This window comes from Streptomyces sp. NPDC127098, from assembly GCF_042722465.1.
GTDB classification, from domain to species: domain Bacteria; phylum Actinomycetota; class Actinomycetes; order Streptomycetales; family Streptomycetaceae; genus Streptomyces; species Streptomyces millisiae.
Window position 1 is genome coordinate 1 of record NZ_JBHXFJ010000042.1, and the last position, 22,778, is coordinate 22,778.

A 22,778-nucleotide genomic window follows, 5' to 3' on the forward strand; every position below is an offset into this window, starting at 1 on the left:
ACAGGGCCGACCGGGAGCCGGCGGGGCGGGCGGCCATCAGGGCCGCCTGCCCCGACTGGCCGGCCCCCGCCGGGGCCGGGGCGCCGCTCGACCGGGTGGCGCTGGAGACCCGGCTGCACGCCGGCTGGCTGGGCCGGGCGGTCGGCTGTGTGCTGGGCAAGCCGGTGGAGAAGCTGCCGCTGGCCGGGATCCGGGCCATCGGCAGGGCGACCGGCAACTGGCCGCTCGACACCTGGTTCACGGCGCGCGGGCTGCCCGCCGAGCTGGCCGCCGCCCACCCGTGGAACCGCCGCTCGGCGGCCAACTCGCTGGCCGAGAACATCGACGGCGCCCCGGAGGACGACGACCTCAACTACCCGCTGCTCGGGCTGCTGTTGCTGCACCGGCACGGCCACGGCTTCGACACGGCCGACGTGGCGGGGCTCTGGCTCGACGAGCTGCCCGCCGGCCGCACCTTCACCGCCGAGCGGGTCGCCTACCGCAACCTGCTGGCCGGGTGGGAGCCGCCGGCCACCGCCACCCACCACAACCCGTTCCGGGAGTGGATCGGCGCCCTGATCAGGGCCGACGTCTACGGGTACACGCATCCTGGCGACCCGGCCGGGGCCGCCGAACTCGCCTACCGGGACGCGGTGCTGAGCCACTCGGCGAACGGCGTCTACGGCGCGATGTTCGCGGCGGCCGCGATCGCCGCGGCGGCCGGCGGCGGCGTGGATGTGCACGGCTGTCTGCGCGCCGGGCTCGCCGTGGTGCCGGCGGAGTCCCGGCTGGCCGAGGCCGTCCGGTTCGGCGTGGCGACGGCCCGTGAGCTGCCGGCGGCCGCCGACTTCGACGCCGTGGTGGACCGGCTGCACGCGCGCTACGGCGACCACCACTGGGTGCATGTGCTGCCCAACGTGGCGCTGCTCGCCGCCGCGCTCACCCACGCGGACGGCGACTTCACGGCCTCCGTGTGCCGGGCGGTGTCCGGCGGTTGGGACACCGACAGCAACGGTGCGACGGCCGGCTCGCTGGCCGGGCTGCTGGCCGGCGCGCCGGAGGCGCTGCCCGCCCGGTGGACGGCGCCGCTGAAGAACCGGCTCGCCACCTCGATCGCCGGTTTCGACGGCATAGGGTTCGACGAGCTGGCGGCGCTCACCCTGGAGGTCGTCGCATGAGCCACCCCACCGGGGTCCCGGCCCCCGCGATCGCCGTGCTGGGCTCGACCAACATGGACCTGGTCGCCTACGTGCCGGTCGCGCCCCGGCGCGGCGAGACCGTCTCTGGGCGCGAGTTCCGCACCGTGCCGGGCGGCAAGGGCACCAACCAGGCCATCGCGGCGGCCCGTTCCGGCGGCCGGGTGACCATGATCGGCGCGGTCGGCGACGACGACTTCGGCCCCCGGCTGCGCGCCGCGCTCGCCGACTCGGGGGTGGACACGGCCGGTCTGCGGACCGTGCCTGGACCGAGCGGCACCGCGCACATCGTGGTGGACGACGAGGGCGGCAACTCCATCGTGGTGGTGCCGGGCGCCAACGGCACGGTGACCGGTCTCGCCCCCGGCGACGAGGCGCGCGTGGCGGCCGCCGAAGCGCTGCTGCTCCAGTTGGAACTGCCCATGGCGGGCGTGCTGGCCGGGGCCAGGACAGCCAGGGCGCACGGGGTGCGGACGGTGCTCACCCCGGCGCCGGCCCGTGAGCTGCCGGACGAACTGCTGGGGCTGACCGACCTGTTGGTGCCCAACGAGCACGAGGCGGCGGCGCTGACCGGGCACCGGGACCCGCACCGGGCGGCCGCCGCGCTGCTGGAGCGGGTGCCGGAGGTGGTCGTCACCCTCGGCGAGGCCGGCAGCCTGTTCCTGGCCCGCGGCGCGGAGCCGGTGCGCGTGCCCGCTACCCGGGTGCGTGCGGTGGACACCACGGCCGCCGGCGACACCTTCGTCGGCGCCCTGGCCGTGGCGCGCGGCGAGGGCCGGCCGATGGCGGCGGCGCTGGCGTGGGCCTCGGCGGCGGCGGGCCTGTCGGTGACCCGCCCGGGCGCCTCCTCGTCGATGCCGGGCCGAAAGGAGATCGACGTCGCCGCCGGCTGAGGCCGGGCGGCCGGGTCAGCCGCAGACCGAGGACGGCCAGGCCGCGCCGTCCTCGGTCACGGCCGCGCTGACCCGCTCCAGGTCGGCGAGGAGTTCGTCGGGCGGCTCGGTCGGCTCGGCGAGCAGGCGCAGCACGGCGTGCTGGAAGGCGTCCCGCACGGGCGGCGGCATGGCGTCCGAGGCGTCGAGGCAGTGCGGCCCGGGGCCCCGCAGGATTCGGGCGATCTCGGCGCCGGCCGCGTCGCCCGCGTAGACGTCCTCGCCCACCCGCGCGTTGGCGAACATGGGGCTCGGCATGTCGTCGGGCATCGCGCCGGCCCACAGCCGCTGGGCCTCGGCTGACGCCAGGTAGCCGATGAGCCGTCGCGCCTGCGGCGTGTCGCGGAACATGCCGGCGAAGTCCCCGGCCACCTCCCAGCCGCGCTGCTCCCCGGCGGCGCCGGGCAGCACGGTGGAGGAGGGCAGGAACGCCCCCGGCGGCACGCCGCCGCCGAGGGTCGCCGCGCCGTACTCGGCGCGGATGAACGACGACTGGTGGTCGAGCGCGCAGCCCGGCGGGTCGGCGAACAGCTCACGGGACGCCGGGCCGTGGTCGCGGGTCAGGGACTCGGTGGCGCGGTCGGAGCCCCGGCCGGTGAGGACCTCGGCGACGCCGCGCCAGGCGGCGGCCATCTCGGGGGTCGTCCAGCTGCCGGGGGCCCCGGTGGCCCATGCCTCGTAGGCGTCGGGTCCCGCCGTCTGGAGCAGCAGGTCCTCCACCCAGTCGGTGCCGGGCCATCCTGAGGTGGCGTCCGAGCCCATCCCGACGCACCAGGAGTCGCCGTCGACGGCGAGGGCCGCGACGTCCGCGCGCTCCGGGTGGCGTGCCGGGTCGTACCAGACGACGCTCTTGAGGTCGATCTTGACGGGCACCCAGTACGTCTCCGTGCCGCCGGCGACGGGCGCGAGCCAGGGCGCCTCGTAGGCGGACCGCTGCTCGCCCAGCGCCGTGTCGAGCGGGAACGCCTCGCCGCGGCCGGCGTACTCGGCCAGCTCGCCCGGGCTGGAGAGGATCGCCACGTCGGGCGGCGAGCCCGACCGCACCTGGGACATCAGCACCTCGCGCTGGGCGGTGGTGCCCTGGTACTCGGCCTCGATGCCGGTCGACTCGGTGAACTCGGCCAGCACGGCCTCGAACGCCCTGGCCTCCCAGCCGGTCCAGGAGGCGAACACGGTGACGGTGCCGGCCGACGAGGCGGACCTGCCCACCCGGTCGACCACGACGTAGGCGGCCACCAGCAGGGCCAGGACGAGGGCCGCGGCGGCGGCGACGCGCGGGCCCCTCATCGCGCCCTGAACCGGTACTCGGCGACGCGCGGCTCCATGCCGCACACGATCAGCGTGGCGAGCGCGGGCGCGAGCGCCGGCACCCAGCCGACGATCCCGACCCGCCAGCCGGTGTCCCGCATCTCCGTCTCGACCTCCTCCGCCGTACTACGGATGGATCGGGCGACGTCCTCTCCCTCGCTCGTCACCGGGCCGCCCGCGACCGCCTGCCAGGTGGCCACGGCCCCGGCGAGGTCGCGGCGGGCCTCGTCCTTGGCGCGCTGGGTCTGGACGGTGCCGAGGGCGAGCAGCGCCCAGGCCACGACCAGCACGAGGGTGGCGCCGAGCAGCCACGGGTTGTGTCGTCGCCGGAACCTGCGGCGCAGGAAACGCTGGGTCTCCACCAGGAACCCGAGGAGCAGGGCGGAGTTCAGCAGCGCCACGCCCCAGGCGAGCAGCTCCGGCCAGCCGAAGACGGTCTGCGCGGCCAACTCGGCGCGCTGTTCGGTCTGGAGCCGGTCGAGGCGCGCGAGGATGCCGCTGTCCTCCCGGTTGAGCATGGTGTCGGCGTAGTGCAGGTAGGCGCCGCGCAGGTCGGCGTCCTCGGATTCCGTGGCGGCCCGCTCGATCCACCCCGAGTAGGCGACGATGAGGCCGCTGACGGTCTGCAGGACACGCAGCCCCGCGTCGCCCGCCACGTCGCCCTCGGCGGCGCTCGCCAGGCTCTGGTTGGCGACCGCGAGCTGGATGCGGTAGCCGCTGCCGGCACCGACGAGGGTGCCCTGGCCTGACTCCAGGGTGTCCCTGGCCGCCGCGTTGGCCAGGCGCAGGGCGTCCTGCGCGGTGGTGATGTCCAGGACGGCGGGGGCGGTGCCGTGCCTGACCGCCCCGGCGTCGCGGTGCACGCCGGCGTAGGCGGTGAACAGCGCGAGCACCGTCGCGAGGGTGAGCGCGATCAACAGAGTGAGCCGGTGCAGCAGCGCCCGGCGGGTGTCGCTCATTCCGGCTCCCGGCCGGCGGTGGGGGCGGGCAGCGGGTGACCGCAGTCGACGCAGAACTCGGCGTGCGGCGCCGAGAGCGCGTCGCAGTCGGGCTGGGAGCAGTGGCGCGGCTCGCCGGGCGGTCCCTCGATGAGGTCGCCGGGGACGAGCGTGGTGTGGCTGCGGGTCATCAGGAGCTGCCCGAGGAGGCGCTGGTCGAAGGAGCCCCGGAGGGTGACCCGGCCCGTGGCGGCGTCGCCGATCTCGACGACCTCGGCGAGCAGTCGCAGCTTGTCGGCGTCGGCCAGCCGGTGGGCGATGCGGACGGCGGTGCCCAGCCTGGCCTGGGCGGTGGGCAGGTCGCCGGCCTCGTAGGCGTCGAAGGCGTCGGCGACGACCCGGCCGTAGTCGCCCCAGAGCCCGAAGTGTTCGCTGACGGCGCTGCGTCTGGTGGGCTGGGCATCGCCCGGCAGCCAGCGGACGGTGATCGCCTCCGGTTCTGAGGCGGCGGCGGGCGCCGTCGCGAGCGCCACCTCGGCGAAGGCGAGCTGCAGGTCCTCGAGGCGGGGCCGGCCGGTGGGATCGGCGTCCAGGCAGACGTGGTAGGCGCGTTCCTCCCCGTCCCGCCACGCCACGGTGGGGTACTCGACGGTCCCGCCGGTCGCGGGGCGACCGCCGTCGGTGAGGTCGTGTTCGACCGGGTACACCTGCTTGAGGAAGCGGATGGTGACGCCGGGCATGGGGGTCACCCGGATGACGACCCCGGACAGGCTGCGGGTCATGGAGGCCCGCACCATCTCCTCGAACTCGGCCCGTAGTTCGGCGTCGCGGAGCACGGCTCTGGCGGTGCCGTGCAGCCGGTTGGCGATCTCCTCCAGCTCCCTGGCGTTCCAGCCGTCGCCTATGCCCCGCGCGTCGCAGACGAACAGGCCCCGGCAGGCGTCGAGTTCGGGGGCCAGCAGCTCGGCGTGGTGCTCGTTCCAGCCGTCGGTGAGCAGCAGGGCGTGCCGGTGTCCCGCGGGGCCCTCCCGCATCCTCTCCCCGTCGGCCATCAGGCGGCGGGTAAGCCTGAGCCAGGCGCCGATGGCCGTCCCGCCGTTGGGGTACAGGTAGCGGATCTGGTCGGCGGCCTGGGCCTTGGAGTCATGGTCGGCGATCTCCAGCCGGCCGTCGAACGGGTACACCATGCGGGCCTGGTGGGTGCCGGCGACGACGGCGAACCTGGTGCCGTCGCGCAGCGCCTGGACCGCGGCGATCCCGGCCTCGCGGGCGGAGGCGATCTTGCTGCTCGGGGTCGCCATGGAGCCGGAGCAGTCGATCACGATCACCTCGCTGGCCGGCGGGCCGCCGTGCGCGGCGGGGTCGACGCCGCCGACCCGGACGCTGAGGAAGCCGTGCACGCCCGACTTCGCGGCGCTGACGGCGAGTTCCTCGTCCTGGTGGACGGTGAGCGTGACGGCGGGTTCGCCGTTCCGGTCGGTCATGGTCGTTCCCCCTGTCCCTGTGGTGCCTCCTGCCGGCGTCGTGCGCTCAGAACCGGGTCCACGGTCGGACCCGGTTGGCGCGGTCGATCAGCGCCGCGTGCTCCTCGCGGGTCCTGGCCCCCTCGGCGATCTCCCGGAGGGACGCCTCCAGCAGTTTCCGCAGCCGGCGTTCGCCTGGCGGGTCGCCGAAGAGGGGCCCCGGGGCCAGCTCGTCGGGCGCCAGGGCGCCCACGCCCAGCGCGCGCAGCGCCGACGCCCTGATCTCGGCGACCAACCGCGCGCGTTCCTGGCCCTCGGTTCTGCCGCCGTCCAGCGTCAGCTGGGCGGCGAGTTCCTGTGCGTGTCGGAACTCCTCCGCGGTCGGGGGGCGTTCGCCACGCCAACCGGCCCGCACCCGGACTGCGGCGAGCCGGGCCGCACGATGGTGCGGTGCGTGGGGCGGGACCTGGTCGAGGACGGCGAGGGCGCCGGCCCGGTCGTCGGCGGCGAGCCGGGCCCTGGCGAGGCCGAAGGTCGCGGCGCCGTCGGACGGGTCGCGCAGCCAGACCGCCGCGTAGCGGCGCGCCGCGACCTCGGGCTCGCCGGCACGCTCGGCGCAGTAGCCGAGGGCGAGCTTGGGCGCCGGCTCGCCGGGCAGCGCGTCACAGACGGCTTCGAACCAGTCCCGGGCTCGCGGTCTGGCTCCGGGCGAGATGCCGAGCAGCCGCTGGATGGCGCCGTCGTCCTGGACGTCGCCCCTGGCCAGCAGGAGCAGCCCGCGGTGCCAGGCGATCCGCCAGTCGTGTCGGGCGACGGCGGGCCCGAGCAGTCGGCAGGCCCGCAGCAGCCCCTCCTCCGCCGCGTCGAGGTCGCCGAGGGCGAGGGAGGTGGCGCAGGTGAGCAGCTCACGCGCGGCGGCGGGGGCGTGGGGGTGCGGAATGGGCACGGGCAGCCGGAGGGCCACGAGTTCCGGGGCCGGTGGCGCGACGCCTGGTTCCAACGCCTCGTGGTCCGGCGGCGGAACGGCGCCGAGACCGGCGTCCAGCGGGTCGGCGCCCGGGGAGAACACGGTGGACCGGGCGACGTGCGGCTCGCCGGTGCTCAGGGAGTGGATCTCGCGCCAGACGCCCCGTAGTTGGGTGGACATCTCGGCGGCGGTGGCGAACCTGGCGTCCGGTTCGGTGGCGGTGGCGCGATCGAGCAGCCGGCGGAACGAGTCGTGCGCGACCGGCGGCCCCGGCACGGCGGCGTCCACCAGCTCACCCAGGGTGGTGGCCACGGTGTACAGGTCGGAGAGCTTGGTGACCCGAGGGCGGCGCTCCCCGTGCTCCTCGGCCGGCTCGGAGTGGTGGTACAGCTCCTCGTCCGGCAGGTAGGGACGGGTGCGCACGATGTCCGAGACGTGGTCGTCGATGCGGCGGACGCCCCCCAGATCGATGATCTTGACGCGGTCGCCGTGGTGGATCACGTTGTCCGGCTTCATGTCGCAGTAGAGCAGGCCGCGGCTGTGCAGGTAGTCGAGGGCGTCGAGGATGCGGCAGCCGTAGGCGGCGACGTGTTCCAGGCGCAGCGGCTCGCCGAGCACCCGCTCCTGGCCCCGGCGGGTCAGCAGTTCCCTGAGGGAGCGTCCGCCGACGAACTCCATCACCAGGTAGCCGGTGTCCCGCCAGGTGACGAAGTTGATGATGCGGACGATGTCGGGATGGTCGAGGGCGGTGAGGTAACGCCGTTCGGCCTCCGCGACGCTGAGCGCGGTGGGGTCGTTGGCGTTGATCAGGCCCTTGAGCGCGACGGGACGGTCGTCGAGCTGGGTGTCCCTGGCGAGGTAGATCCAGCCGAGACCGCCGTGCGCGACGGGGCCCTCGACCCGGTACTGGCCGCCCAGCAGGTCACCGCGGTGGAGTCGGGGTTCGAAGGAGTAGGGGTGCCCGCGCGGGCAGTAGCCGCTCGGCCTGGCCGGCTGGCCGCCGAAGCCGACGCCGATCGTCTCGTCGCAGCCGTCCTTGCCGCAGCGCCTGCCCTCCCTGGGCGGGCGGGGGTCGTCGTCCACCAGTTCTGACGGGTCGAGCACGGAGACGTCCGGCAGGGACATCTCGCCGCCGCCGGCGGCGGACAGCACGGCGGACGCCCGGGACGGCACGTCGGCTGTCCGGTCCGACGTGGGGGGTGGCGGGCTCGGCGGTGCGGCCCCGGCCGTCGACGCCGCGGGGCGTCGGCCGCAGGTGTCGCAGTAGCCGGTGGCGAGCACGGTGCCGTCGCAGGGCGGCCGGTCGCAGGCGGTCATGGCGTGGAGACCCCCGCCGGCTCGTCCGGGCGGCCGGTGACGGCGAGGACGTAGGCCGCGACGGCCCGCTCCGCGGCCGGCACGTCACAGGGCGCCCGCCACAGCAGCTCGTGGGCGGCCGCGTAGGCGTGGGCGAGGGGCAGGTCCTCCCCGTCGCACACGGCGCGCGCCCTGGCCTGGGCCGCGCCGAGCCGGCCACGTAACTCGTCCCGCCGGACGACGAGGGCGTCGAGCCTGGTCACCGCCTCCTCGATGCGGGCCGCGGCCTTCCGGGCCTCCCCCTCGTAGCCGTCCAACTCCTCGTGCAGCCGGTCGAGTCCGGCTGCCGTGCGATCGGGGACCGAGCACTCCCGACGCTGCCGGGAAACGAGGCGGCGCAGCGCGTGCACGGTGGTCAGGGCGTCGGTCGCGCGGCGGATGTCGGCGCGGACCTGCCGGTACCGTTCGTGGAGCCTGGCCTCGAGCGGCAGGGTCTCCTCCAGACGGCGGGCGAGCTGGCCGAGGCGGTGGCGCAGCCGGAGGGCGGCGACGGCCACGCGGCGGGTCTCGGAGTCGGCGGCGTGGAAGACGAGCAGCAGTCGGCTGCCCTGTTCCGCGAGGAGTTCGAGGAGTTCGGCGAGGCCGGCCGGGTCGGGGGCGCGGTCGACGCCGTCCACGACGACGGTCAGCGGCAGCACGGTGACGGCCAGGCGCTCGGGGCCGCCGTCGAGGCCCATCCGCCGGCAGACCCGCTCGGCGAGCTCGGCCGGGGTCTGGCGGCTGGCGTCGACGGCCAGGTCGAGGGATCCGACCGGCGGGAGGGTGTCGGGCTCCGGTCGTCGGCCGGTGGTGGCACGTCCCGTGGTGGACAGCTCACGGTCGGCCTGGGTGAGCGCGCGGCGCAGCGTCAGGCTCCTGGCGGGGGCGGCCGGTTCGACGAGGACGGCCTCGGCGGGCGGGACCCCGGCCCCGCCGCGCAGCCAGCCGGCGAGCCAGGCGGCGAACGCGGGATCCTCGACCGGCTCGTCGCCGGCGGTGGAGACCAGTGCCCGGTCGACGACGGAGTCCCCGTCGGTCCACCGCTCGACCTCCGGCAGGTGGTGGATGACCGTCTCGGTGGGGATCATGAACGACAGCCGCAGACCCTGGCCGACGTAGGCGCTGACCACGATCCCGATGACCTGGCCGGTCAGCTGGTCGGTGACGCCGGCGCCGCTGAAGCCGGGTCGCACCCACTCGGCCGGCTCCTCGGGGAAGATCTGCACCCGCCCGTCGCCGCCGGTGCCGCCGGCGAGCCGGCCGCGCAGGTAGATGCCCTGGTCGAGTTCCTCGGGGAAGCCGTACATGCCGACGCGCCGGTCCCAGCTGGGCGAGAGCCTGCGCAGCCTGGTGGCGCGGCCCGGCGGCTGCGGCCGCTCCAGGCGTAACAGCGTGAGGTCGCCGGTCGGTCCGAAGCCCTGGTCACCGTGGTCGCCGCGCTCGGGCACCCAGCTCCCCGCGTCCACCCGGGCCCGCACGGCCCCGGCCCCCGGCACGCCGACCAGGTCGACCAGGACCGGCCGGTCGGGCGTCCCCACCACGTGCGCGCAGGTGAGCACGGTGTCGGGCGAGACCAGCACCCCCGCACCCAACACCCGCCCCTTGGGCCGGCGTAACCGGACTCTCCAACTCCCCGAAACCCCCGGGGAGTTCGACGACGTTGTCGGATTGTCCCCCATACGTCGCAGCATACCGGTCAGACCCTCACAAGCCGTAGACTCCGGAGGCCACGAGCGGACGATCGGGGGTGGAGATGAGCGCGTCGGGTGAGGGAGTCGTCGGTCTCGCGGAGGTCATCCGGCAGGTGCGCCGGGAGTTGGCGCAGGCCAGGGCGGACGGCGTGGACGACGGGGTGCGCTTCGCGGTGCGGCAGGTGAGCCTGGAGTTCGCGGTGCAGGTCCATCAGGCCGGGGACGGCCGTGCCGGGTTGCGCATCGGGGTGCTGACGGCCGACGTGGGCGGGAGCGTCAGCCGGGACCGCACACACCGGATCCAGGTGGAGCTCGGCCCGGAGGACGGCACCGGCGGCATGCTGCGGGTCGGCCGGGAGGCGCTCGACCCGGACAACCACTGACCGGGCTCAGGCTCCCGGCAGGTGCCAGGTCGCGCTGCCGAGGAGGACGGCGGCCAGCACGGCGGCCGGGTAGAGGCTGGCGGCGGTGAACAGGGCGAGCGCGGCTCGCTGGCTCGGCCGCCGCCGCAGCCGGCTGGCCGGCAGTTGGAGGCCGAGGACGCCGGCCAGCAGGGTGCCGGCGAGGCCGACGGGCCCCGCGGTGGGCCAGGCGGCCACCATCAGTGCGGCGCCGGTCAGCGTGGTGAGGGCGAGGCAGCCCTCGATCAGCGCCAGGCTGGCGCGCGTCCCGTGCACCACGGGGACGGTCCGCAGGCCGAGCCTGGCGTCCTCCGCCACGTCGGCCAGGTCGTTGGGGATGTTGCGACCGCCGATCTCCCAGGCGACCAGCCAGATGACGAGCAGCCCGAGCAGCGGCCAGTCGGGCCGCGTCGTGATCGCGAACCAGCCGGCGGGGGCACTGACCCCGATCATGGCCCCGGACAGCAGGGCCTTCCACGGGGTGACGGCGGCCAGCGCGCAGTAGCCGGACTGGAGCAGCGCGGCGAGCAGCAGGAGCGCGGCGCAGACCGGGTTGAGGGCGGTGGCGATCGCCAGCGCGAGGCCGCCGAGTCCCAGGGTGAGCGCGGTGGCGGTGGGGACGCCGAGCCGGCCCTGGGCGACGGGGTGGCGGGCGCCGGCGGCGTCGAGGTCGCGGGTGCCGGGCGTCGCGACGAGGTCGTGGCGGCGCCGATCGTGGCGCAGGTCGAGCAGGTCGTGGGCGGCGAACATGGCGAGCACGCCGGCGCCGCCGGCCAGCAGGGCGAGGGCCAGCCGGCCCGGCGGCGGCCGGTCGTCGGCGAGCAGGGCGGCGAGCAGCAGGGGGGCGACGCTGAGCGCGGCCTGGGTGCCGCGGAAGAGGCCGTAGACGGCCCGCCCGGTGCCCGGGGCCCCGGGGAGGGTCGTGGTGCTCGGCTGAACGGACATGCCCGCCCTCTCACTCGCCGGTGGCGGCCGGCACCACGGCCGGGTTGAACGTCTCGGTGACGGCGGCCAGCGGCTCGTCGTCGTGCCACAGCACATAGGTCTTGAAGCAGCCAGGGCCGACCTCGGGGTCGTGCGGCCAGGCCCGGTGTCCGGCGGCGAGCACGGTGCGGCGGTGCCCGGTGCCCATCGCCCACAGCACCGCGCCGAGCGGCAGCGCGGAGACGCTGAGCCGCTCCGCGAGGCGCGGCAGCAGGTCGAGGCGGATCACCACGTGGTTCACGGACAGCGGCCGGTCCTGGTGCCCGAGGCTGAGCGAGTGCCGGGTCAGCACCTCGGTGCGGGCGCCGGCGCGCAGCAGGTCGGCGGCGCCGGGCGCGGCCTCGGCCGCCGGCAGCCGGCCCTGGTGCACGGGACGCAGCCGGGGGCGGACGGCGGTGAGGGCGGCGAGCAGGGTGGTGGTGAGTCCCTCGCTGCTGAGCAGTATCCGGGTCAGCGGGGAGGCGAAGCGGGCGATGGCCGGGGCCGGGTCGGCGTCGGGGGCGACGTCGAAGGCGCCGGGCGGCGGCCCGGTCCGGTGGTGGGCCCAGGCCCGCCCGCTCATCGCGCGCCGCCCTCGGGTTCCCCGGGCGGGTCGGCGGCGAGCGCGGCGCGGCCGATGACGGTGGTGGCCAGCTCGTCGAAGGCGTCCCGTGCCTCGGGTGGCGGGGCGAGGGAGGTGAAGGCGCGTCGGGCGAGGGTGAGGTGGTGCCGGGCCGCGCGTTCGGTGGCGGCCCTGGCGCCGGCCCGTTCGGCGAGCTCCGCGGCGTGTGCCATGGCGTCCGGGTCGGGCAGGCCGCGCTCCAGCATCGCGGCGAGGCGCGCCCCGTCGTCGGTGCCAGAGCCCACGGCGGTGAGCAGCGGGAGGGTCTTCTGCCCCCTGGCGAGGTCGGTCGAGGTCTGCTTGCCGGTGGCGCGCGGCGGGCCCCAGACGCCGAGCAGGTCGTCGACGAACTGGAAGGCGAGGCCGAGGTGCTCGCCGGCCTGGACGAGGGTGCGCAGGGTGGTCGGTGACGCGCCGCCCAGCTGGGCGCCGATGGCGGTGGCGCAGCCGAGGAGCGAGGCGGTCTTGTCGGCGGCCATCGCCCGGTACTCGGCGATGGCGACGGTCTCCGGTCCCTGCCAGGGGCGGCGGGCCAGCGCGAGGTCCCTGGCCTGGCCGCGGACCAGCCGCATCAGCATGCCGGAGAGGAGTCGGACGGCGTCGGGGCCGTGCCGGCCGCCGCGGCGCAGCAGGGTGGCGACGGCGCAGGCGTGCAGGCCGTCGCCGAGCAGGATGGCGGGCCCGGAGCCGAAGACCTGCCAGACGGCCGGCCGGTTCCGGCGGACGGTGTCGCCGTCCATCATGTCGTCGTGGATCAGCGTCGAGTTGTGGATGAGCTCGACGGCGACGGCGCCCGGCTCGGCCGTGGCGGTCGGCACGTCGGCGGCTTCGGCGCCGAGGAAGGCCAGGGTGGGCCGCAGCGCCTTGCCCTCGGCGGCCTCGGGGCAGGGGTCGCCGCGCTCCCCCCACCAGCCCATGTGGTAGCCGAACATCCGCTCGAGGGAGGCGTCCAGGTGCCCCACCGCCTCGCGCAGCGCCGCCTGGGTCAGGCGTCTGGTCGGCGGGGGCGCTGCATGGACCGGGTCGTGGGGCAGCGAACCGGAGGTAGTCACATGGTCATCCTGAATGACCGGCCCGGTGCCTGGGGGAAGCGACGCACCGGACCGGCCGTTCTCCACGGGTGAATCTGAGCGGACCAGCGGACTGGAGACGCACGGCGATGACGGGCGCCAGCCGGCTGGTGATGGTCCGGTGCACCCGGGCGTCGCCGCTCGCCGTGACGGTCGACACCGCGGCCCTGCTCTCCGTCAGGTACCGGCCGCGGAAGGTGCCGAGCGCGAAGATCCAGGCGTTCGGGTACTTCTGCCGGACGGTGCGCAGCAGGTTGGTGTACGGCGGCGACCAGCCATCGCGCGGGCCCGGCGGCCCCGCGGTCAGCGCGACGCGCTGGCCGATGGTCCCTTCGGCGTCTCCGACGCCATCCGCGCCGCGCTGGCCGGCGGTCCCTTCGGCGTCTCCGACGCCGTCTCGCGCGCAACGCCGACGGCGAGGACCGCACCCGTCGCCGCCGCGAGCAGCACCACCGTGGCGAAGGCCGTCGTCGCGGCCGTGAGGCCGACCGCGTCGGCCAGGTAGCCGGCGGCCACGGGAAGCAGCCCGGCCGGGATATAACCGCCCGTGTTCAGCGCCGCGTTGGCCTCGGCGCGGCGCTCCGCCGGCACCGCCTCGCCGAGCAGCGTGAGGCCGCCGAGCTGGCCGAGGCCCTGCGCGGTGCCGGCCAGCGCCGCGGTGCCCAGGAGCAACGGGACCGACGCCTGGTAGACGGCGATGACAAGGCCGGTCATGGCGGCCACGCCGGCGACCGCCCCCGCCAGCAGGACGCTCCGCACCGCCACCCGCCGCACCGCGAACTGGACGCCCGTCGCGGCGCCGAACATGACGAACGCCATCAGGCCGGCGACCATCCGGTTGTCGGTGCCGAGCAGGCGCGACAGGAGCGAAGGGCCGAGCGAGAGGACGTATGACGTCGCGGTGATGCCAGGCGCGAAGACGGCGATGCCGAGCAGCAGCTCACGCCGGTTGGCGCGGGGGACGGACGGGAGCCTGATCCACGGCCCGGTCGACGCCGGCCGCGTGGGCCCGCGCAGCGGCAGGCGGAGCACGACCACCACGGCCAGCCCGAGCAGCGCGATCTCCAACAGGAAGACGGTCACCGTCGGCGCCGGCAGGGTCTGCGACAGCACGCCCGCCAGCATCGGCCCGAGCCCGGCGCCCAGCACCATGGCCGTGGAGGCGAGCAGCGCGCCGAGCCGCCGCCGTTCCGGGCCCGCGACGTCCGTCACCGCGGCCATCCCCGCCGAGACGACGACGCCGACGGCGACGCCCGTGAGCAGCCGGGCCACGGCCAGCGCGGCCACCGAGGTGGCGGTGGCGAAGACGACGCCGGCCACCACGCCGAGCGCCAGCGCCGGCAGCAGCACGGGCCGGCGGCCGATCCGGTCCGAGGTCACGCCCGCCACCGGAAGGGCACCGAGCAGACCCACGATGTAGCAGGCGAAGATCACCGTCAGCGTCCCGGACGAGAAGCCGATCCGCTCCTGCCAGAGCACATAGAGCGGGGTGGCGGTGTTGGACAGCGCGAAGACGGCCGTCACCGGCCAGGCGGCGAACCACACCGCACGGTGGGAAGGGGCGGCTGCCATGGACTCTCCCTCGAAAGACTCAGTACGACTGGACTCGTACTATCAGTACGAGGAAAGTCGAACATAACCCGTTGTACGATGCAACTCGTACAACGAGAGTCGTCGAGGAGGCCGCCATGCCGGAAGCAGCAGCCACCCGCCCGTTCCCCACCCCCCGCCCCGTGCCGGCCGGCGCCCCTGAGCCGCTGCCCGAGCCGGCCCGCGCCGAGCTGCGCCTGGAGGCCGTACTCGGCGCGCTCAGCGATCCGCTGCGGCTGCGCGTCGTCCGCACCCTGCTGCTGGAGTCCGAGGCCTTCGACCACCCCTGCGGCTGGTTCGGCATCGACCGCCCCAAGTCCTCGCTCACCCACCACTTCCGCGCGCTGCGCGAGGCGGGGCTGATCCGGCAGCGGCAGTACGGGCTCGAGCGGCGCAGCCACGTCCGGGTGGACGACCTGGAGGCGCGTTTCCCCGGCCTGCTGGCGCTCGTCGCCGCCTGGCGACCGCCGGCGCCCTGACGGCGTTGACTTGGCGTGCGCTCCAACTCGTAGCGTCAGCGCGGAGTCACACACGCATGGAGCCGTGGGGAGCGAACCCGTATGAAGACCGTGGAACTTGGCCGCACCGGCGAGCAGGTCAGTCAGCTCGCGCTCGGCTGCATGAACATGGGCACGCTGACGGACGAGGCCACCTCGTTCGCGATGCTCGACGAGTACGTCGAGGCCGGCGGCACCTTCCTGGACACCGCCAACTGCTACGCCTGGTGGAACGACCGGGGCAGCCTCGGCGGGCACAGCGAGGAGTTGCTCGGCCGCTGGTTCGCGCGCGGCGGCGGGCGGCGCGAGAAGGTCTTCCTGGCCACCAAGGGCGCCGCGGCGGTGCCCGACCTGTCACGGGTCTGGGGCGAGGGGGACGAGCCGAACTGGGAGGCCGCGCACGACGGCGGCTTCGAGGGCGCCGGGGCCGACACGCTGCGCCGCGCCGTCGACGACAGCCTGCGCCGCCTCGGCACCGACCACATCGACCTGTACTACGTGCACGTCGACGACCTGTCGACGCCGCTCGAGGAGACGCTGGAGGCGCTGGCCGGCATCGTGCGGGCCGGCAAGGTCCGCCACCTCGGCTGGTCCAACGTGCGGACCTGGCGCCTGGAGCGGATCAGGCAGCTGTGCGAGCGCCACGGCTGGCCGGCGCCGGTCGCCCTCCAGCAGCAGCACTCGTACCTGCGCCCCAAGGCCGGCCTGGACACCGTCTCGATCACCGGCGGGGAGCAGCTGGACTACCTGCGCGCCCACCCCGACCTGGGGCTCGTCGCCTACTCCCCCATCCTCAAGGGGATCTACGGCGACCCGGCCAGGCGCCGCGACCACTGGCTGATGGCGTCCTACGCGGGTCCCGACGCGGACGCCAGGCTGGCGGTGCTGGACGAGGTGGCGGCGGAGGCCGGGGTGACGGGCAACCAGCTGGCGCTCGCCTGGCTGCTGCACCAGACAGAGCCGACGGTGGTCCCGCTCATCGGGCCCCGCACCGCCGAGCACTACCGGGCCGCGCTGCCCGCCCTGGAGGTGAAGCTGAGCCAGGAGCAGCTGGCCAGGCTGGACGCCGCGTCGGCGTGACCGCCGGACGCCTGGTCCCGGCGCCGCACGGGCGCCGGAACCATGTCCGGCGGGGGCGTCACCCCCGCCGGACGGCGGACGTCACGGCCGCTGGGCCGGCACGTTCTGGTAGGCCTTGATCCGGTCGGTCTCGGCGACCGGCAGGATCACCTCGTCGATCCGCTTCAGCAGGTCCGCGTCCAGCTTCACGCCGGCCGCCTTGGCGTTCTCGCCGACCTGCTCGGGGCGCGAGGCGCCCACGATCGCCGCCGAGACGTTCGGGTTCTGCAGCACCCAGGCCACCGCGAGCTGCGCCAGCGAGAGGCCGGCCTCGTCCGCCAGCGGACGCAGCCGCTGCACGGCCTCCAGCACCTCGTCCCGCAGGAAGCGGCTGATCATGTTGGCGCCGCCCTTGGTGTCGGTGGCGCGCGAGCCCTCCGGCGGCTGCTGGCCCGGCAGGTACTTGCCGGTCAGCACGCCCTGGGCGATCGGCGACCAGACGATCTGCCCGAGGCCGAGCTCCTCAGAGGTGGGGATGACGTCGCCCTCGATGACCCGCCACAGCATCGAGTACTGGGGCTGGCTGGACACCAGGGGGATGCGCAGCTCGGTGGCCAGCGCGTGGGCCCGACGGATCTGCTCGGCCGGCCACTCCGAGACGCCGATGTAGTGCGCCTTGCCGGAGTGGACGACGTCGGCGAACGCCGACATGGTCTCCTCCAGCGGGGTGAACCGGTCGTAGCGGTGCGCCTGGTACAGGTCGACGTAGTCGGTCTGCAGGCGGCGCAGCGAGTTGTTGATGGACTCCATGATGTGCTTGCGCGACAGGCCCCGGTCGTTGCGGCCGGGCCCGGTCGGCCAGTAGACCTTGGTGAAGATCTCCAGGCCCTCTCGGCGCTCGCCCTTCAGCGCCCGGCCGAGCACCGACTCGGCACGGGTCTCGGCGTAGACGTCGGCGGTGTCGAACGTGGTGATCCCGGCGTCGAGGGCCGCGCGGACACAGGCGGTGGCCGCCTCCTCCTCGACCTGGGAACCGTGGGTGAGCCAGTTGCCGTAGGCGATCTCGCTGATCAGCAGACCGCTGCGGCCAAGGTGTCGGTATTCCATGATTCCCAGACCCTATCTGCCCCGTCGGTTAATAGCTCGAATGGCTGGTCATCGTGGACGTGAACTGTGTGGTGCGGCGATGTCGCGGCGCCCGTCCCTTAGCCTCCACGACGATGCGCGCGCTGACGATGTACGAGATCCCCGGCGACCCGGTGGTGGCCGAACTGCCCGACCCGTCCCCGGCCGCCGGCGAACTGCTGGTGCGGGTGGCCTCCTCCTCGGTCAACGGCTACGACGCCGCGGTGGCCGGCGGCCTGATCCCCCACCCGGACCCGGAATTCCCCTTCGTGCTCGGCAAGGACTTCGCCGGCACGGTGGACGCCGTCGGCGAGCGGGTGGGCCGCTTCTCGGTGGGCGAGGCCGTCTTCGGGGTGGTGACCGGGGCGTTTCCCGGCACCGGTGCGCTGGCCGAGTACGTCACGGTCGCCGAGGAGTTCGGGGTGAGCCGGATCCCGGCCGGGGTCACCCCCACCGACGCCGGCGCGCTCGGCCTCGCCGGCACGGCCGCGCTCGACGCGATCTCCGCCATCGCCCCGGCACCGGGGGACGTCGTCCTGATCTCCGGCGCCACCGGCGGCGTGGGCGCGTTCGCGCTCCAGTACGCGCTGGCGGCCGGGGCCGACGTGATCGCCACGGCCCGCCCAGGACCACCGACCGAGTTCGTCCAGGGCCTCTCGGGCGACCGGGCCCGCATCGTCGACCACGCCGGCGACCTGCTGGCGCAGGTGCGCGCCATCGCCCCCGAGGGCGTCTCCGCCGCGCTGCACTTCGCCGGCAACGGCATGGAGCTGGCGGAGCTGGTCGTGGCCGGCGGCCGGATGGCCTCCACGCTCGGCTTCGGCCCGGAACAGGCCGCCGGCCGCGGCTTCGGCGTCACGGCGGTGACGGCCTCGCCCGACATCGCCACCCTCAACCGCCTCGCCGCCGACGTCGCCTCCGGCGCGATCCGCGTCCCCATCACCCGCACCTACTCGCTGGCCGACGCCGCCGAGGCCCTGGCCGACTTCAACCGCGGCGCGGTGGGCAAACTGGCCGTGGCGCTCCCCTGACGGGCCGGCCTCGGCCAACTAGCATGAACGCCAGGCAAGTTCGGCAGAGACTCAGGCTGCCGAACCAGCGTCTTCTGGGGGAGGACGATGCTCAACGGCGACAGCACAGAGCCGCCGGCCCCCCTGCCCGGCCCGGGTGAGAGCGCGCAGCTCCGGCACCTGCGCTCGGAGGTCGAGAAGCTCATCGAGGAAGCGAGGATCGGAGCCCGCCGCGCCCAGCGCCGCGCCAAGCTGTGGAACGCCACCTACCTCGTCCTGGGCTTTCCCGCCGCCGTCCTGGCCGGCGTCTCCGGCGCGGCCGGACTCGCCTCCCCCGACGCCCGTGTGCCCGCCGCGATCCTGGCCCTGCTCTCCGCCGGCTTCAGCGCCGGCTCGCAGTTCCTGCGCAGCTTCGAGCGGCAGCGGGTGAACCTGATGCGCCGGTACGCCTGGCAGAACCTGGAGACCGACGCCCGGCTGGTGCTCGCCCGGGAGGCCTACCAGGGCGAGGAGCAGCTGTACCGGGCACTGGCCGCGCTCACCCGCCAGCGCAGGGCCGTGCCGTCCAGCGCCCTGGTCCTCGCCGACATGCAACCACCCCCGGTCCTCCCCGAGCCGCTCCTGCCCCCGGATCCGCTCCCCTCCCCCGAGCCGCTGCCCCCCGCACAGCCACCGCTGGTCTAGCGACGCGACGGGTTCTGCGGGAGCGGCCAGGTGTGCAGGGCGGCGTCGGCCATCTCCTGGAGTTCGTCGCGGCCGACACCGCTCGCGGCCTGCACGGCGATACCGAAGGCCAGGGTGGTGACGTAGCGGGCCAGGAGCCCCGGATCGGTCTCCGGAGGCAGGTCGCCGTCGTCGACGGCGCGCTGGAACCGCTCTCGGACGCGGGAGTGGCTGTCGTTGCGCCAGGCGACGAGATGGTCGCGGACCTCCCGCCCCGAGTCGCTGGTGGTGAGGGCGCTCTGCACGCCCATGCACCCCTGTGGACGGGTCGGGCGGGTGGTGCTTCGGACGGCGCCGGCCAGGATCGCGGTGGCGACGTCGAGGGCGGTCGGCTTCTCCAGGGCCCGGGCCAGGTATCCGCCGGGGCCTTCGGTGTACCGCTCCAGGGCCTTGCGGAACAGCTCCTCCTTGTTGCCGAAGGCGGCGTACATGCTGGTGGTGGAGATGCCCATCGCCTTCGTCAGGCAGGCCAGGCTGGCCCCCTCGTAGCCGTGCTCCCAGAAGACCAGCACGGCGCGGTCGAGAGCCTCGTCGGCGTCGAATCCCCGTGGTCGCCCGATCGGGCCGCTCTGTTTCGTCTCCACTCCAGCAGCCTACCTCTTCCGCATCGATCGCTACAGAAGTGCTATCGTTTGAGTTCTGCAGCGATCGATGCGGAAGTCGGAGCGGGCCGAGCCGGGCCTGCCTCACGGAAGGGCCATCTGATGTCCGACAGTGATCTGCGCGCGTTCTACCTGCGCTACATCGACCAGCTCAACGCCCACGAGTTCGACGCCATGGACGAGTTCATCGCCGACCGGACCACGTTGAACGGCGAGCCGGCCACCCGGGACGACGTCATCGCGGTTCAGAAGGCAGGCGTGGACGCGGTTCCTGACCTCCACTGGGAGCTCAGGGAACTGCTCTTCGACGGTGACCGGCTGGCCGCGCGACTGGTCAACACGGGCACTCCGGTGAGGGAGTGGCTCGGCGTGGCTCCCACCGGAGCGTCGTTCGAGATCGTCGAGTACGCCATCTACCAGGTCCGCGACGGGCGGTTCGTGCACATGACGGCCCTGCACGACGCCGGCGAACTGCTCCGGCAGTTGACCCGGTGACCGGATCACACACCTCGAAGGGGAACCGCATGACCATCACCCTGATCACCGGGGCCAACAAGGGCATCGGCTTCGAGACGGCGAAGCAGCTCGTGGAGTTGGGCCACGTCGTCTACCTCGGCGCGCGTGACGTCGAGCGGGGCGAGAAGGCCGCGGCCGCACTCGGCGCGCGCTTCGTACAACTCGACGTGACCGACGACGCGTCGGTCAACAGCGCGCTGGCGACGATCGACTCGGCCGAGGGCCGGCTCGACGTGCTGGTCCACAACGCGGGCATCCTGACGACCGGAGTCACCGACGGACCCACGGCGCTCCGGGTCTTCGACACCAACGCGGTGGGAATCGTACGCGTCACCGAGGCGGCGCTTCCCCTGCTGCGCAGATCACCGAACCCCAACGTGGTCACCGTTTCGAGCAGCGCCGGCTCGTTCTGGGCCGTGAACAACCCCGACCGGCCGGAGTTCCACCTGACGGCCACGCTCTACTCCGCGTCCAAGTCGGCGGCCACCATGCTCACCGTCCAGTACGCCAAGGCCCACCCGGGCATCAGGTTCAACGCACTCGAACCCGGCTTCACCGCCACCGACATGACCGCGGCCATGGGCGGCGGAAGATCACCGGAGGAGAGCGCCAGAACCGTCGTGCGTCTGGCGACCCTCGGCGCGGACGGCCCGACGGGCACGTTCCAGGACGAAAGCGGGGAGTTGCCCTGGTAGGCGCGCAGCGGGAGAGCCCGGGAACGGTGACGACGCAGGGCGCCTGGCAGCCACCGGTCCCCGCGTGTAGCGTCGCTCCATGACCGACGAGATCACGGCCAGGGCAGGCAGCGAGTTCTACACGTTCGACGGCCGGATCCTGGAGGTCTTCGGCAGCCATCCTCGTCGGTTCCACATCCGGAACATGGACCTGCGGGTCACCGGCCCCGACCGGAAGGGGAGGCGGACCGTCGAGATCGTCGCCGGTGCGCCCGAAGCCCCGGCGACGCAGCACACTTGGCACCACTCGGCCGAGGAATGGCAGCGGGCGCAGGGCCTGGAAGCCCTGCTGGAAGCAGTACGGGCGGCTATCGCGTCGGCCCGGGAGCGAGCAGCCTGAGGGCCACGTGTCCCACTGAAAGCCTGGAAACGGGCTGCTGACGGAACTTTCACCACATCGGGACGGTTTCCCCGAGCATGAGCGCTCGCCAGAACCCGACCGACGCCCTCGCGTCCTCCGTCGTGCTCGTCACCGGCGTCATGGCGGCCGGGAAGTCGACCGTCGCGCAGGCGCTCGCCGAGCGGTTGCCGAGGGCGGCGCATGTGCGGGGGGACGCGTTCCGGCGGTGGATGGTGTCGGGGCGGGAGGAGATGACGCCCGACGCCTCGCCCGAGGCCGAGGCCCAACTGCGGTTGCGCTACCGGCTGGCGGCGGCCGCCGCCGACGGGTACGCGGCCGCGGGCTGGACGGCGGTCGTGCAGGACGTGGTGCTCGGTGAGGACCTGGCCCACTACGTGGGGCTCGTCAGAACCCGGCCGCTGTACGTCGTGGTGCTCGCGCCGAGCCGGGGGGCCGTCGCGCGGCGCGAGGCCGGCCGCGCCAAGACCGGCTACGGGGCCTGGTCCGTCGCGGAGTTGGACCGGTCGCTGCGCGCGGAGACGCCGCGACTCGGGCTGTGGCTCGACACCTCGGCGCAGACGCCGGAGGAGACCGTCGACGCGGTCCTCCGTCGGCTGCCGGAGGCGCGCGTCACCACACCAGGACCGGCTTGACCGTGCGACCTGAACGCTGGTCGTCTACCGCCCGGTTGATCTCCGCGAAGGAGTAGGTGGTGATCAGCTCGTCGACCGGGAAGCGGCCCGCGGCGTGCAGGTCGAGCAGTTCGGGGATGAAGCGTTGCGGCACGGCGTCGCCCTCTATGCAGCCGCGCACCGTCTTGCCGTTGAGCATCAGGTCCTGGAGGTCCAGGGTGAGTTGGGCGTCGCCGAGCCCGACGACCACCAGGGTGCCGGTGGGGGCCAGGGCGCGGGCCGCGTCGGCGACGACGGACGGGATGCCGGTGGTGTCGAGCGCGTGGGTGGGGCCGCCGTCGGTGGCCTCGCGGACGGCGGCGACCACGTCGCCGGCCGCCGGGTCGACCACGGCCGTGGCGCCCAGCCGCGTGGCCAACGCCCGCCGCTCGGCGACCGGTTCGACCACCACCAGGGTGGCGGCGCCGGCGACCTTCGCGGCGAGCAGCGCGGAGAGCCCGACGCCGCCCGCGCCGTAGACCGCGAAGCCGGCGTCGGGTCCTGGGCGCAGCACGTTGAGGACCGCGCCGGCGCCGGTCTGGAAGCCGCAGCCGAGCGGCGCCACGGTGGTCAGGTCGGCGTCCGGGGCGACGACCACCACGTTGTCGGTCGACGCCAGGGCGTGCGTGGCGAAGCTCGACTGGCCGAAGAAGGAGCCGGCCACCGGCGCGCCGCCCTGCCGCATGGTGACCGAACCGTCCACGCGGCGGCCCGAGTTGTTCAGCCGCATGCTGTCCTCGCAGTAGGCCGGGCGGCCGGCCAGGCACCGGCCGCACCGGCGGCAGCTGCGGTAACTGAGGATGACCCGGTCCCCGGGGCTGACGCCGGCGACCGCGTCGCCGACCTCCTCGACCACGCCGGCGCCCTCGTGGCCGAGCACCACCGGGCCGTGTGCCGCGGTGATGGCCGATCTGATGGCGAGGTCGGTGTGGCAGAGTCCGCCGGCCGCGATCCGCACCAGGATCTCGTCCTCGCGCGGCGGATCGAGCTCCACCGTCTCAAGGGTGAAACCGGATTCCGTGGCCCTCGACACCGCGGCCGTTATC

The 22,778-nt window shown here is 74.6% G+C and carries 23 protein-coding genes; 11 read left to right on the plus strand and 12 right to left on the minus strand.

Features of this window, described 5'->3' with window-relative positions; all coding sequences use genetic code 11:
* On the plus strand, positions 1–1,157 hold a 1,157-nt coding region (locus ACFWI8_RS23935; protein ID WP_387094988.1), incomplete at its 5' end, for an ADP-ribosylglycohydrolase family protein.
* Positions 1,154–2,068: a ribokinase gene (gene rbsK, locus ACFWI8_RS23940; protein WP_387094989.1), complete on the plus strand. Its 915-nt coding sequence runs from the start codon at positions 1,154–1,156 to the stop codon at positions 2,066–2,068. The genes ACFWI8_RS23935 and rbsK, both read left to right, overlap by 4 nt.
* 15 nt (positions 2,069–2,083) lie before the next feature.
* On the opposite strand, the gene ACFWI8_RS23945 is transcribed toward rbsK, so the two are convergent.
* The 5 genes from ACFWI8_RS23945 to ACFWI8_RS23965 are packed head-to-tail and all read right to left on the minus strand — an operon-like array spanning position 2,084 to position 9,713.
* A complete protein-coding gene (locus ACFWI8_RS23945; RefSeq protein WP_387094991.1) occupies positions 2,084–3,394 on the minus strand; it encodes an extracellular solute-binding protein in 1,311 nt (436 codons plus the stop codon).
* Positions 3,391–4,374 carry a hypothetical protein gene (locus tag ACFWI8_RS23950; RefSeq protein WP_387094993.1) on the minus strand — a complete coding sequence of 328 codons (984 nt, stop codon included), beginning with the start codon at positions 4,372–4,374 and terminating at the stop codon, positions 3,391–3,393. Before ACFWI8_RS23950 ends, ACFWI8_RS23945 begins: the two co-directional genes overlap by 4 nt.
* Positions 4,371–5,837 carry a VWA domain-containing protein gene (locus ACFWI8_RS23955; protein ID WP_387094994.1) on the minus strand — a complete coding sequence of 489 codons (1,467 nt, stop codon included), beginning with the start codon at positions 5,835–5,837 and terminating at the stop codon, positions 4,371–4,373. Before ACFWI8_RS23955 ends, ACFWI8_RS23950 begins: the two co-directional genes overlap by 4 nt.
* A gap of 46 nt (positions 5,838–5,883) precedes the next feature.
* Entirely contained in the window at positions 5,884–8,100 is a 2,217-nt protein-coding gene (locus ACFWI8_RS23960; protein WP_387094995.1) for a tetratricopeptide repeat protein, read from the minus strand.
* The gene (locus ACFWI8_RS23965; RefSeq protein WP_387094996.1) at positions 8,097–9,713 is read right to left on the minus strand and encodes a trypsin-like peptidase domain-containing protein; all 1,617 of its coding nucleotides are present in this window, start codon (positions 9,711–9,713) and stop codon (positions 8,097–8,099) included. The genes ACFWI8_RS23960 and ACFWI8_RS23965 overlap by 4 nt, the downstream gene beginning before the upstream one ends.
* Positions 9,714–9,871: 158 nt before the next feature.
* On the opposite strand from ACFWI8_RS23965, the gene ACFWI8_RS23970 reads away from it, so the two are divergent.
* Positions 9,872–10,192, plus strand: coding sequence for a trypco2 family protein (locus ACFWI8_RS23970; protein WP_387094998.1), 321 nt, complete (start codon positions 9,872–9,874; stop codon positions 10,190–10,192).
* 6 nt (positions 10,193–10,198) lie between these two features.
* Here the strand turns inward: ACFWI8_RS23970 and ACFWI8_RS23975 are convergent, their stop codons facing one another.
* The 4 genes from ACFWI8_RS23975 to ACFWI8_RS23990 all read right to left on the minus strand — a co-directional run bounded on the left by ACFWI8_RS23975 (position 10,199) and on the right by ACFWI8_RS23990 (position 14,437).
* Positions 10,199–11,155: a UbiA family prenyltransferase gene (locus ACFWI8_RS23975; protein WP_387094999.1), complete on the minus strand. Its 957-nt coding sequence runs from the start codon at positions 11,153–11,155 to the stop codon at positions 10,199–10,201.
* Between the two features lie 10 nt (positions 11,156–11,165).
* Positions 11,166–11,756 (minus strand): hypothetical protein, encoded by a 591-nt coding sequence (locus ACFWI8_RS23980; RefSeq protein WP_387095000.1) that lies wholly within the window; start codon positions 11,754–11,756, stop codon positions 11,166–11,168.
* The gene (locus ACFWI8_RS23985) at positions 11,753–12,847 is read right to left on the minus strand and encodes a polyprenyl synthetase family protein (RefSeq protein WP_387095001.1); all 1,095 of its coding nucleotides are present in this window, start codon (positions 12,845–12,847) and stop codon (positions 11,753–11,755) included. Before ACFWI8_RS23985 ends, ACFWI8_RS23980 begins: the two co-directional genes overlap by 4 nt.
* Before the next feature lie 321 nt (positions 12,848–13,168).
* Positions 13,169–14,437, minus strand: a complete 1,269-nt coding sequence (locus ACFWI8_RS23990) for an MFS transporter (RefSeq protein ID WP_387095003.1) — start codon at positions 14,435–14,437, stop codon at positions 13,169–13,171.
* A 116-nt stretch (positions 14,438–14,553) separates the two neighbouring features.
* Between ACFWI8_RS23990 and ACFWI8_RS23995 the strand changes: the two genes are divergently transcribed.
* Positions 14,554–14,934, plus strand: coding sequence for an ArsR/SmtB family transcription factor (locus tag ACFWI8_RS23995; protein ID WP_387095004.1), 381 nt, complete (start codon positions 14,554–14,556; stop codon positions 14,932–14,934).
* Between the two features lie 81 nt (positions 14,935–15,015).
* Complete coding sequence (locus tag ACFWI8_RS24000; RefSeq protein WP_387095005.1) at positions 15,016–16,032, plus strand: aldo/keto reductase; 1,017 nt, start codon at positions 15,016–15,018, stop codon at positions 16,030–16,032.
* Between the two features lie 81 nt (positions 16,033–16,113).
* Here the strand turns inward: ACFWI8_RS24000 and ACFWI8_RS24005 are convergent, their stop codons facing one another.
* Positions 16,114–17,118 carry an aldo/keto reductase family protein gene (locus ACFWI8_RS24005; RefSeq protein ID WP_387095007.1) on the minus strand — a complete coding sequence of 335 codons (1,005 nt, stop codon included), beginning with the start codon at positions 17,116–17,118 and terminating at the stop codon, positions 16,114–16,116.
* A gap of 113 nt (positions 17,119–17,231) precedes the next feature.
* Here ACFWI8_RS24005 and ACFWI8_RS24010 point away from each other — a divergent pair, with 113 nt between their 5' ends.
* Positions 17,232–18,167 carry an NADP-dependent oxidoreductase gene (locus ACFWI8_RS24010; protein WP_387095009.1) on the plus strand — a complete coding sequence of 312 codons (936 nt, stop codon included), beginning with the start codon at positions 17,232–17,234 and terminating at the stop codon, positions 18,165–18,167.
* An 87-nt stretch (positions 18,168–18,254) separates the two neighbouring features.
* Complete coding sequence (locus ACFWI8_RS24015; protein WP_387095010.1) at positions 18,255–18,830, plus strand: hypothetical protein; 576 nt, start codon at positions 18,255–18,257, stop codon at positions 18,828–18,830.
* Here the strand turns inward: ACFWI8_RS24015 and ACFWI8_RS24020 are convergent.
* A complete protein-coding gene (locus ACFWI8_RS24020) occupies positions 18,827–19,453 on the minus strand; it encodes a TetR/AcrR family transcriptional regulator (protein WP_387095012.1) in 627 nt (208 codons plus the stop codon). The genes ACFWI8_RS24015 and ACFWI8_RS24020 overlap by 4 nt on opposite strands.
* A gap of 120 nt (positions 19,454–19,573) precedes the next feature.
* Here ACFWI8_RS24020 and ACFWI8_RS24025 point away from each other — a divergent pair, with 120 nt between their 5' ends.
* From ACFWI8_RS24025 to ACFWI8_RS24040, 4 genes are all read left to right on the plus strand, one after another.
* Positions 19,574–19,966, plus strand: a complete 393-nt coding sequence (locus tag ACFWI8_RS24025) for an ester cyclase (RefSeq protein WP_387095014.1) — start codon at positions 19,574–19,576, stop codon at positions 19,964–19,966.
* A 29-nt stretch (positions 19,967–19,995) separates the two neighbouring features.
* Positions 19,996–20,682, plus strand: coding sequence for an SDR family NAD(P)-dependent oxidoreductase (locus ACFWI8_RS24030; RefSeq protein WP_387095015.1), 687 nt, complete (start codon positions 19,996–19,998; stop codon positions 20,680–20,682).
* A 79-nt stretch (positions 20,683–20,761) separates the two neighbouring features.
* Entirely contained in the window at positions 20,762–21,061 is a 300-nt protein-coding gene (locus ACFWI8_RS24035) for a hypothetical protein (RefSeq protein ID WP_387095016.1), read from the plus strand.
* Between the two features lie 77 nt (positions 21,062–21,138).
* Positions 21,139–21,714: an AAA family ATPase gene (locus ACFWI8_RS24040; RefSeq protein WP_387095017.1), complete on the plus strand. Its 576-nt coding sequence runs from the start codon at positions 21,139–21,141 to the stop codon at positions 21,712–21,714.
* On the opposite strand, the gene ACFWI8_RS24045 is transcribed toward ACFWI8_RS24040, so the two are convergent.
* Positions 21,692–22,726 carry an NAD(P)-dependent alcohol dehydrogenase gene (locus tag ACFWI8_RS24045; protein ID WP_387095019.1) on the minus strand — a complete coding sequence of 345 codons (1,035 nt, stop codon included), beginning with the start codon at positions 22,724–22,726 and terminating at the stop codon, positions 21,692–21,694. The two genes, ACFWI8_RS24040 and ACFWI8_RS24045, sit on opposite strands and share 23 nt — an antisense overlap.
* Between the last annotated feature and the right edge of the window lie 52 nt (positions 22,727–22,778).